Origin of the sequence: Nisaea denitrificans DSM 18348 (assembly GCF_000426505.1) — a bacterium.
Taxonomy (GTDB): domain Bacteria; phylum Pseudomonadota; class Alphaproteobacteria; order Thalassobaculales; family Thalassobaculaceae; genus Nisaea; species Nisaea denitrificans.
The window spans coordinates 268,826-279,634 of sequence record NZ_KE384532.1 but is presented as its reverse complement, the minus strand read 5'-3'; the positions used below and the strand labels follow the sequence as shown (position 1 = coordinate 279,634).

Genomic DNA, 10,809 nt, shown 5'->3' with positions numbered 1-10,809 from the left:
ATCGATCACCCTCGGCTCAGGAAGCGAGATCGAGCGCGGCGTTGGCCTTTTGCTCGATATAGGCATGCATTTGATCGGCAACGTCACGGCCGTCACGAACGGCCCAGACCACCAGGGAGGCACCGCGCACGATGTCCCCTGCGGCAAAGACGCCATCAAGGCTGGTCATCATGGTCGAGAAGTCGATTGAGAGCGTGCCCCAGCGGGACACCTTCAACTCGTCCTCGCCAAACATGGTCGGCATATCCTCGGGGTCAAAACCGAGCGCCAGGATCGCAATGTCGGCCGGGATCGTGAAACTGCTGTCCGCGACCACCTCAGGCGCCTGACGACCGGTCGCGTCCGGCACACCAAGATGAATCCGATGGCAGCGCACGCCGTCGACAACATCGTCACCGGTGAAGGCCTCGGGGGCCGACAGCCACATGAACTCGACGCCTTCTTCCTCGGCGTTCTGCACCTCGCGCTGGGAGCCCGGCATGTTGGCCTTGTCCCGTCGATAGACGCATTTCACCGACTTGGCACCCTGACGGATGGCCGTGCGCACACAGTCCATCGCCGTATCGCCGCCGCCGATGACGACAACGTTCTTGCCCTCGGCATTCAGGCTGCCGTCTTCGAAAGCGGGAACGCTATCGCCCAACCCCTTGCGGTTGGAGGCCGTCAGATAATCCAGCGCCGGGTGGACATTGCCGAGACCGACGCCCGGGCATTTCATGTCCCGCGCCTTGTAGACGCCCGTCGCCACCAGAACCGCGTCGTGCTTCTCGCGCAGCTCGGCGACGGTGATGTCCTTGCCGACATCGACGCCGGTATGGAAGTGAATGCCGCTCTCTTCCAGAACCCGGGTACGGCGCTGGACGACATCCTTCTCCAGCTTGAAATTCGGGATGCCGTAGATCATCAGGCCGCCGATCCGGTCATACCGGTCGTAGACATGAACCTGGTAGCCGCGCTTGCGGAGCTGCTCCGCTGCTGCGAGCCCGCCGGGACCGCCACCGATGATACCGACGCTTTCCTTACGCTCTTGCACCGGCTTCACCGGCTTCACCCAACCCTGCTCGAAGGCGGTCTCGGTGATATATTTCTCGACGGAGCCAATGGTGACCGACTCAAAGCCCTTTTCGATCACGCAATTGCCTTCACAAAGACGATCCTGCGGACAGATGCGGCCACAGATCTCCGGAAAATTGTTCGTCGCACTGGAGATCTCGTAGGCTTCTTCGAGTCGGCCTTCGGCAGTCAGCATCAGCCAATCGGGGATGTTGTTCGAGAGCGGGCAATGCACCTGACAATAGGGCACGCCACACTGGGAGCACCTGCCGGCCTGCTCCGCAGCTTGATCCTCGACGAACTCGTCGTAGATCTCGCCAAAATCCTGCCGGCGCGCATCCGCTTCGCGCTTGGATGGCATCCGCTTCGCGGTGTGGACGAACTTCAGCATACGGTCGGTGGTCATGACACTCTCTCCCATGGCCCTTCGGGCCTTATTCCTCTTCAGGCTTGCCGCCGCCCGAATTGTCATTCTGACGGCACTATACCTCATCGGGGAGCGCCTATCTACGGAAAGGAAACAAAAAGGTCAATAGTTAGGACTAATTTTCTTGACTGACGAGCATGCGCTTGCGGCGCACAACAGTATACGCAGACCATCACTAATATTTAGTACCGAAACGAGACTTTATGCAATATTCTTTCTGTCGCAACGGGATGTTATAGTCTTATGCACGTTATAGGCAGGAGATCGGGGGCTCCGGCGACATTCGTGGCATTCCTTACACCCTCGACAAAACCAAGACCGGAGCTCGACGGTGCCAATCCTTCATCTGGCTATTCTCGCCCTTGTTCAGGGCATCACCGAATTCCTGCCCATCTCATCCAGCGGCCATCTTGTCCTCGTCCCCCATGTGATGCAGTGGCAGGATCAGGGTCTCTTGCTGGACGTTGCAGTCCATGTCGGTACGCTCGGCGCCGTGATGGTCTACGCTTGGCGCGAAATCGGCATGATGCTCAGCGGCTCCTGGAAGCTGATGCGGGGGCGCGTCGATCAGGGCACACGCCTGATGCTGCAAGTCATCCTCGGCTCGATCCCGGTGGTCATTGCAGGCTACGCAATCGCCAAATATGCCGGCGGCATGTTGCGCAGCGTGGAAATCATCGGCTGGACCACGCTCGGCTTTGGTGTGTTGCTGGGGGTGGCGGACCGGGTCGGCATGACAGTCCGGCGGCTTGAGCACATGAGTTACGGCAGCGCACTTGCCATCGGCATGGCACAGGTGCTCGCCCTGATACCCGGCACCAGCCGTTCCGGCATCACCATGACCATGGCCCGCTTCCTGGGCTTCGAGCGAGCCGATGCGGCGCGCTTCTCTCTGTTGCTTTCGATCCCGGCAATCGCCGGCGCCGGCACCCTCTCCGGCATCGAACTCTGGCAAAGCGGCAATGTCAGCCTGACCCGTGACGCCCTGACAGCAGCTGGCCTCTCCTTTGCCTCGGCCCTCGTCGCCATCATGCTGATGATGACCTGGCTGAAACATGCCGGATTCATGCCTTTCGTGGTCTACCGGATCCTGCTCGGCGCCCTGCTGCTCTATCTGGTTTATGCCGCCTGACGGAAGGGATTGATGCCGGATAAGGCATCGACCGCACCCGGCGGGATTTCTAGACTTCCGACAAAACCAAACCTAATCGCCAGGGAGGCGGCATATGAAGTTCGCGACTTTTGAATTGGCGGGAAAACCGGTCTGGGGCCTGGCATCGGACAAAGGGTTGCACGCAGTCGATGCCGCCACACTCGCCCGCTATCCGAGCCTGAAGGCCGCCATCGCGGCGGACGCCCTGGCGTCGGTCGGCTCCGCCCTGAAAGACAGCGCCCCCTCGGTCACGCTGGCGGACGCGCATTTCCTGCCGGTCATTCCCGATCCGGAGAAGATTCTCTGTGTTGGCCTGAATTACGAGGCACACCGCATCGAAGGCGGCTGGCCAGAAGTCGAAAACCCAACGATCTTCGGCCGCTTTGCCAACTCGCAGATCGGCCACCGCCAGCCGATGATCAAGCCGAAGGTCTCCGACAAGCTCGATTACGAAGCCGAGCTCGCCGTCATCATCGGCAAACCAGGCCGTCACATCGCTGGGGCCAATGCCATGGATCATGTCGCGGGTTATGCCTGCTACAACGAGGGCAGCGTGCGTGACTGGCAGCGCCATACCACCCAGTTCACCCCGGGCAAAAACTTCATCGGCACCGGCGCGTTCGGGCCATGCCTGGTCACGAAAGACGAGATTTCAGATCTCGGCCCCCTGGTGATGGAAGCCCGCCTTAATGGCGAGGTGATGCAGCATACGAAACTCGACGATCTGATTTTCTCGGTCCCGCGCCTGATCAATTACATCAGCACCTTCACCGAGCTGGTCCCGGGCGATGTCATCGTCACCGGCACGCCGGGCGGCGTCGGCTCCCGCCGCGACCCGCAGGTCTGGATGAAGCCCGGCGACGAGATCGTGATCGAGATCGACAAGATCGGCTTGCTGTCCAACACCATCGTCGCGGAAGCCTGATCCAGTGGCGACGGTCATTCCCTTCGATCGGAATTTTGAGCCGCCCTATGGTGTGGTCGAGCGGCTCGCCCCCGGTCTCCGGCGGATCGTCGCCCGCAATCCCGGTCCCTTCACCTTCCGGGGAACGGCGACCTTCATCGTCGGCGAAGGGAACGTCGCCGTGATCGATCCGGGGCCGGACCTCCCCGATCACGTCTCCGCACTGCTGGCCGGGCTCGGGGAGGAAACAGTCAGCCATATTCTGGTGACCCACACCCACCTCGACCATTCCCCGGCCGCCGCGGCCCTCAAGGCCGCGACCGGCGCACCAACTTACGGCTTCGGCCCGCATGGCCGCGGTCCGGACGGCATTGAGGCTGGCGGAGACGCGGATTTCACACCCGATGTCACACTCAAGCATGGCGATGCGGTAGAGGGCAAAGGCTGGCGGCTCGAAGCCTTGCACACGCCGGGACACACCTCGAACCATCTTGCTTTCGCGTGGCCGGATCGGAAAATCCTGTTTCCCGGCGATCTCGTGATGGGCTGGTCTACCAGCGTGATCTCGCCGCCGGACGGCAATATGGGGGATTACCTCAGAAGCCTCGACTTTCTTCTGGAACGGGGCGACGAAATTTACTGGCCGACCCATGGCGGACCGATCCGAAACCCGAAACCTTTTGTCGAGGCTTTCATCGCCCACCGCCGAGACCGGGAAGAAGAGATCCTCGCCTGTCTGAGAGACGGCCTGGAATTCATTTCAGACATGATCCCGGCGATCTACGCCGATGTGCCGCCGGCCGTACACGGCGCCGCCGCACGCTCCCTGCTTGCCGCCCTGATCTACCTCGTGGAAAGTGGACGGGTACGTTGTGACGGCGCGGTCGATGAAGAGAGCCGGTTCGGCTTGCCCTGAATAGCGAGCCAAGTTTACCCCACAGCACATCACTGATAGCATTCAAATTTTAGAGCCCGCTTGCCGGGCCTAACTCGCGAGTGCCACTTCAGGCAGCGGGTCTAACCTCTGCAATCGGGGTATGTAGCTTGAGTCAAAATGAGGAAACGACCCCCAACACACATGAGAGCATTTTGGTCTCCGTCTTTATGGCCGAAAACGCAGAGCAATTTGATGTCGCGGAAGAAATCCTGTCAAAAGCGATAAGGCAACAGATTTCACCGGGACATACAGCCCTTTATCTTGGCGAACTCGCCCTTCTCAATCTTGTGCGCAAACGATACGACAAGGTACTGGATATCTGCAGGAGCCTGCTTGGCGAGGCGTCAAGTATCGAAGCACAACACCCAAGTCTCTTCATGAATCTCACCGCCAGCCAGGAGATCGCGACGTTCCTGCAGGCAGGAAACGATGTCGCTGAAGTCCCGTTCCACGGCCATACCCTGAAATTCGCGATCTCCGGGCACAACAGCGAACTCGAGATTCAGCATATCCGGCAGAAACTTTACGAGCCGGAAGAAATCGACCTTATTCTGAAGCATATGGGTGAGGACGATATCGTCCTCGATCTCGGAGCGAATGTCGGAAACCACGCCATTGCATTGGCAACGGCCCGCCCGAACGCAACAATCCACGTCTTCGAGCCGATCAAGAAAACCTGCGAGCTTCTGCGCCGGAACATTGCGCTCAACAACCTGAAGAACATCGACGCCTCGAACCTCGATATCGCGGTCGATGCCGAAGACGGTGTGCTCAACATGGTGCAGCGAATCAACCTGGCGAGCAGCCGTGAAGCCATCGAAGGCATCGGCCCTGCGATTCCGAAACGCGCCTTAAGAACGCTTTGGCCCGAGCGGGTCGATTTCATCAAGATGGACGTCGAGGGTGCGGAGCTACGCATTATCAAATCGGTGCTGGATCTCATCCGCAGAGACCGCACCAAAATCATTCTAGAATGCTACAAAACTACGGCAGAGCAGGATTTTGCAGACTTGGCCGCACTCGGCCTGGAACAGATCGAGTGCATCGAACGATCGGCCGTTTTCAACGTTCTCGTTCAACCAAAATAGCGCTCCGGCAGGCCGACTTCTCAGCTATAGCGGATATACGGCGCATCCGTTCTGTAGCTGAAGAATGGATATTTTTCCCGCGGCGCCAGGTTTTCCGCATATCTGCGCTGCACCTCCAGCAGCATGAACTCTGTCACGTCCACCAAGGGAAGCTTCAGGGCTTCAGCCAGAGGGAAAAAATCTAGGTCGCTCAGCTCACCGCTGCCGCCAATATCGCCCGTCATGTCGTCAGCCCAGGCGAAGAAGAACCGGGCATTGAAGCGCGCCTTGCGCTTCGCGGGCGTGATCGCGTGGCCAACATAGCCGAGCTTGCCAAGATCCGGCGCAACGCCGCGCTCGGCAAAATCCGTCCAGGTCTCGTGCTTGGTCGCGCCGACATCCGCTGGCCCCGCCAACAACAGGCCGGTTTCCTCGAACGTTTCCCGAACCGCCGCCACGGAGAATCCCCGCGCGCGGCGCTGGTCTTTGGATATGCGGGTGAGGACATCGGGTGCGAGATCGCTGGCGAAACCGACAGAGCGGTCCGCAGCATCGACCTTGCCGCCCGGAAAGACGTAGACACCGCCGAAGACGGCCTTCTTGGCCCGTCGCCCCATCAGGACGTTAAGGCTGTCACCCTGACGCTGGAGCACAATCAGGCTGCCTGAATCCTTCGGGCGTACAGGCTTCTGTCCGGGCTCGGCGAGGCTGGGCAGGGATTTCGGCGGGGCGCGTCTCATGAGAACTCATAAACCAAGCGTAATTGATACCGCCCAGTCTAGGCCGGTTGGAGCAAGACCTCCAACCCCGATCGCGCGCCCTTCCGAAAGAGCAGGTGTTAGATGTTGTTCATCGCACCGTAATAAGCGACGGAACCAAGCAGGCTGAGAATGCCGGCACAGGTCAGGAGGGTCTGGGTGATGCTGAACTGGTTCATGTTCGTGTTCCTTTCGAAGGTGAACGAATGCACAAACCGAATATAGGTCGCGAAGAGCCATGCAAGATTCGCATATATTGCAATGCACAATTGCGCAAAATTCATGGGTTGCACAAAACAACTTCCATTAACGCCCAACGATCACGAATAATGTCTTTCTTACACGGACACTCCCCCGCCCTCCCCGGCGGCGTCCATCAATACGGAAAGGCGTCGTGCGGCCGTTCTCGCCAGCTTCAAGGTAAGGGACTTGCGACGCGCGGCATTCAATTTCGTCATCTCCGCATCCCGGACAATCACAGCGTCATATTGATCCGCCAGAATCAGCCCGCAACGCGGATCGTCCGGCAGGATCTGGCGCGGGAACTCCGGCGTTACGGCGAAATAAAACCGGTCGCAGAAATCAAGGTACTCGTGCCATTTCCCGTCTGCATGATAGTCGGCCTGATCTGACTTAACCTCGACAATCGCGATGCCTCCGGAGGCATCCAGGGCCATGACGTCAACCCGGCGCCCGGACCGCAACGGCATCTCGGTCACATGACACCAGTCGAGATTGGAAAACAGGCGCGTAACCCCACGGGTAACCTTGAGAGTTATTTCGGGCCGGATCAGCATGCCCGCAGCCATCAGTCCAGAACGAGATTGGTCGCCCCGCGCGTATCCGCTCCGGAGAGGTCCGCACCACGCAGGTCCGCGCCGTCGAATTCGGCATCGCGGAGCACTGCCCCCCGCAGATCACAGTCCCGCAGATCGGCACCGGTGAAAACAGCGCCACTCATCTCCGCCTGATGGAAATCGCCACCGCGCAGCACAGCTTTGTCGAACCGGGCCCGATCGAAATGCGCAGGCCAATGTTGCGTTTTCGCCCCGACAATCTGGACCGGGCTTGCCTGTACGCCGACAAGCTGCGCTTCCATCAGGTTGGCGCGGCGCATGGTGGCTCCACGCAAATCCGCATTGGACAGATCCGCTGTCCGCAGATCGGCCAGCGCCATGTCCGCCATCAGCAGATTAATGCCGGAGAGATCGCATCCCGTCAGGACGCAGCATTCCATATTGGCCGCCGCCAGGTTAAGACGGCTGAGGCTCTGACGGCTGATGTCCCTGCGCGCAAGATTGGCCCGCTCGCCTTCCTTGCCGTTACTTTTGATCCAGACGTCATGGCGGACCATGATATCCGCCATTTCCGGACCGAGGGTATCCAGCAGCTTCGGCATCCGAGCAAGGCGGAACTGCGGGTCACCCGGGTTCATGTTGGAGAACACCGCTCCGGCAAGATCCGCGTCCGTCAGGTCCGTGCCGCTGAAGACCACATTGTAGAGGATGGCTCCGTTCAGGATCGCACCGGTCAGCACTGCCTCTGTCAGGTCGGCTCCTTCAAGGTCGGCCCCTGTCAGATTGGAGTGACTGAGATCTGCGCGAACGAAGCGTGTGTTGCGCAACTTCGCGTCGGTCAGGTCGGTCTGCACGATGAAGGCGTTGGAAAGCCGGGCCCTGCTCATATCCGCGCGGGTCGCGTTGGCGACAGCCAGATCCGCATCGACGGTATTGTAGGTCACCGCGACGAGATTACCCTTCCGGTCCGGCTTCAGCAGAACTCCGTCCCGGAGATCCGCCTCCATGAGCAATACATCGCAGAGATCGGCCCCGCGCAAGCAGGCGCCCCGGAGGTCGGCACGGGAAAGATCAGCGCCCTTCAGGATGGCTTCACGCATGTCGCAGGCGAAGAGATTCGCCGTCTGAAGGTTTGCCCCCTCGATATTGGCGTTTCGCAATGAGGAGCCGGACAACTCGGCACCGCGCAGGTCCTTGCCGGCAAGATCCATATATTTCAGATCGTAGCCCGGCAGGTTGGCGCGCCCGCCACCGCTCTGGCCTCGCAGAAACATACCGTGACGCTCGATAATATCCTCGAGCTCCGGAACAGAGATTTTCCTCAGGGGAAGGTCGCCAGTCGCGGAAGCGCCGAGATCCAAACGTTTTTCCGATGCCGCCCAAGCGACTTCGGACGGGATGCCCGTCACCGCATCGATGTCAGGGTCTTGATCGTTGTCAGGGTCTTGTCCTGGCAAGAAGCGCGCCTACTCTCCAACTCTGTGCATCGGCACGAAGCCTGAATGCGTATCTTTCAGTAAATTGTGTTTTGAACGTGGATTGCAAAACAATAGTGACGGAAGAGACGCTACATCCAATCCTGAGCTTGCGGAAAATTATACGCCACAAACCTGTAGGTTGATTGCACGGCCTCGCGAATCCCCTTGGAGCGCGTCGACAGATCAATCTCCCAGGTCTCAATCACCTCATCCCAGATCATGATCTTCTTGTGCAGTTCATCCCGCATCTCGCGAATGAAATTGATCTGCTTGTCGTAACTTCTCAGCACCGTAAGAATTTCACCGGTCTGGGCATCGACCTGATCGAAGATGAAGCTGAAATCGCGGATCGGCGGCTCCATCAGGGTGCGCACGCGCTGCACCTCACTGATGAACTGTCTGTCACCGCGATGCAGGGCAATCACCTGGACCAGTTTGGTTTGGATCGCACTCGCATGGGCAAAGCGGTCGCGCAGGGCTTCAATATAGGCGAGCTCACGTGCGACCCGGTCCACCAGGTCGAGCACTTCCTGTTTACGCTCCTTGCCGAGGCCCAGCTTTTCAGCAATGTCGGCAACGCCGTTCTGGATGCGTGCTTTGGTCTCTGGCTTTGCCAGCTCGGCCTGAATATCCGACTCCTCCATGGAGACATTTTCGCCGGAGACCCATTTGGCAATCTGCGCCATCAGGCGGTTCTTAGCGCGTTCGAGATGCTTTTCTTCAATCGACCAACTGGCCGAACCGTCAAGCAACTCGCGCGGTATAGTATCGCCAGGCCGGATATCCTTGACGTAATTCAGGCCCTTACGGACCGTGACAAGCAGTTTCCCGTCTTGGGAATCCTCCTCGATACCAAACTCCGTACACAGGGATTCAAGCGGGACCGACGCTTCAAGATCGCCGACTTTCACGCGCAAAGCCGGAATCCGGTCCTGACCGGTCAGCTTGAAATGCGCGCCGTTAACCTTGAAAATCTTATGCTCGAAAGCGAAGTGCGTGGACGGGTCCAGCGCGCCTTCTTCTTCAGCAGCGGTCATTTTCGCTCCAGATCACAGGGCCCAGATCACATGTAAAGGGCCGGTCGCCCTGTCTCATAATGCCGTCATACGCCAGAAGACTGAACGAATTGCTAACATCATTATCAATCTAATCCAACGTATGCCATCAACAGAACTTTGATAGACAAAATTGATTAACGGAAAATTAGGAACGCTCAGGTTATGGTGTAGTCTAATTGGAGTGGCGTCGCACAGAGTAAAAATCGGGCGCGCCCTGAAGTCTAACAAGTGCTGAGGTCGCGCCGTGGGTGATGCTAAGGGAAGAGTTTTCTCGGTGGAGCGCCGCGCTCAAGAACGCGGATATCCGGTCCAATCGCCAACCACTGCGAAGGACATCATGCCATCTTTCTCTTCCAGCGCGTTCGAAGAAGCCCTTCTCGCCGAGATTTCGAGCTTGAGAACCGAGCTTTCCGAGATTCGCAAGGCAATCGGAATGGGTGTGACGGCTCCCGAGCGGCTGCCCGAGCCTGAAGAAGAGACCCACGAAACCCAGGAAACCGGGGCGCATCAGGAAGCAAACCCGATCGACCACGATCTGCGAATCGAAATCGCGCAGATGGTCCGCTCGATCGGCAAGGCCAAGACCCAGATCGCAGCGATCAAACACCCGATGTCAGCGGAAGACCAGATGCAGACGGCTTCCCTGCAGCTGGACACGATCGTGCAGACTACGGAAACCGCGACCAACGAGATCATGGAATCGGTCGATGCCATTGAAGGCACGCTGAAGCAGATTCACGGCTTCACGCTCGACGATCCGGAAGTCCAGCAACTGATCGATCAGGCATCCAATCAGCTCATTTCGATCATCGAAGCCTGCAGCTTCCAGGACCTGACCGGCCAGCGGATCAATCAGGTGGTGAAGACACTGCGCTTCATCGAGAGCCGGATCCTGGCCATGATCGACATCTGGGGCGGCCTTGAGGCGTTCAAGGATCTGCCGATCCCCGAGGACGAATCCAGAACCGGTGACGGCGTGTCAGAGGAGGAAGCAGGCCTTCTCAATGGGCCTGCACTCGGGGCCCCGGGCCTCAGCCAGGACGATATCGACGCCCTTTTCGACTAGGGTTTCCCGCAAACGGCCTGTGCCGCGTGTCAGGGTAAATTCACCGGGAAACACGGGACTAAGGAGCCGGATCTTGATCCCGGCCCGAGGATCACCTACATGAAGTAGGCG

At 59.0% G+C, this 10,809-nt stretch carries 10 protein-coding genes; 5 read left to right on the top strand and 5 right to left on the bottom strand.

Going from position 1 to position 10,809, the window contains the following annotated elements; translation table 11 throughout:
• Positions 1-16: 16 nt before the first annotated feature.
• Positions 17-1,459 carry an NAD(P)-dependent oxidoreductase gene (locus K328_RS0121185; RefSeq protein WP_028467670.1) on the bottom strand — a complete coding sequence of 481 codons (1,443 nt, stop codon included), beginning with the start codon at positions 1,457-1,459 and terminating at the stop codon, positions 17-19.
• A gap of 352 nt (positions 1,460-1,811) precedes the next feature.
• Here K328_RS0121185 and K328_RS0121180 point away from each other — a divergent pair, with 352 nt between their 5' ends.
• The 4 genes from K328_RS0121180 (at position 1,812) to K328_RS0121165 (ending at position 5,562) form a co-directional block, all read left to right on the top strand.
• The gene (locus K328_RS0121180; RefSeq protein WP_028467669.1) at positions 1,812-2,612 is read left to right on the top strand and encodes an undecaprenyl-diphosphate phosphatase; all 801 of its coding nucleotides are present in this window, start codon (positions 1,812-1,814) and stop codon (positions 2,610-2,612) included.
• 94 nt (positions 2,613-2,706) lie between these two features.
• Positions 2,707-3,558 (top strand): fumarylacetoacetate hydrolase family protein, encoded by an 852-nt coding sequence (locus K328_RS0121175; protein WP_028467668.1) that lies wholly within the window; start codon positions 2,707-2,709, stop codon positions 3,556-3,558.
• A 4-nt stretch (positions 3,559-3,562) separates the two neighbouring features.
• Entirely contained in the window at positions 3,563-4,453 is an 891-nt protein-coding gene (locus tag K328_RS0121170; RefSeq protein WP_028467667.1) for an MBL fold metallo-hydrolase, read from the top strand.
• 188 nt (positions 4,454-4,641) lie between these two features.
• Positions 4,642-5,562: an FkbM family methyltransferase gene (locus tag K328_RS0121165; RefSeq protein ID WP_028467666.1), complete on the top strand. Its 921-nt coding sequence runs from the start codon at positions 4,642-4,644 to the stop codon at positions 5,560-5,562.
• 20 nt (positions 5,563-5,582) lie between these two features.
• On the opposite strand, the gene K328_RS25330 is transcribed toward K328_RS0121165, so the two are convergent.
• The 4 genes from K328_RS25330 to K328_RS0121140 all read right to left on the bottom strand — a co-directional run bounded on the left by K328_RS25330 (position 5,583) and on the right by K328_RS0121140 (position 9,611).
• The gene (locus tag K328_RS25330) at positions 5,583-6,281 is read right to left on the bottom strand and encodes an NUDIX hydrolase (protein WP_036555305.1); all 699 of its coding nucleotides are present in this window, start codon (positions 6,279-6,281) and stop codon (positions 5,583-5,585) included.
• 356 nt (positions 6,282-6,637) lie between these two features.
• Positions 6,638-7,108, bottom strand: a complete 471-nt coding sequence (locus K328_RS25325) for an MmcB family DNA repair protein (protein ID WP_036555302.1) — start codon at positions 7,106-7,108, stop codon at positions 6,638-6,640.
• On the bottom strand, positions 7,108-8,553 hold the full coding sequence (locus tag K328_RS25320) for a pentapeptide repeat-containing protein (protein WP_084608468.1): 1,446 nt from the start codon (positions 8,551-8,553) through the stop codon (positions 7,108-7,110). The genes K328_RS25325 and K328_RS25320 overlap by 1 nt, the downstream gene beginning before the upstream one ends.
• Positions 8,554-8,663: 110 nt before the next feature.
• The gene (locus tag K328_RS0121140) at positions 8,664-9,611 is read right to left on the bottom strand and encodes a hypothetical protein (RefSeq protein ID WP_028467664.1); all 948 of its coding nucleotides are present in this window, start codon (positions 9,609-9,611) and stop codon (positions 8,664-8,666) included.
• 358 nt (positions 9,612-9,969) lie between these two features.
• Here K328_RS0121140 and K328_RS25315 point away from each other — a divergent pair, with 358 nt between their 5' ends.
• Positions 9,970-10,698, top strand: a complete 729-nt coding sequence (locus tag K328_RS25315) for a protein phosphatase CheZ (RefSeq protein WP_205620724.1) — start codon at positions 9,970-9,972, stop codon at positions 10,696-10,698.
• Positions 10,699-10,809 lie beyond the last annotated feature (111 nt).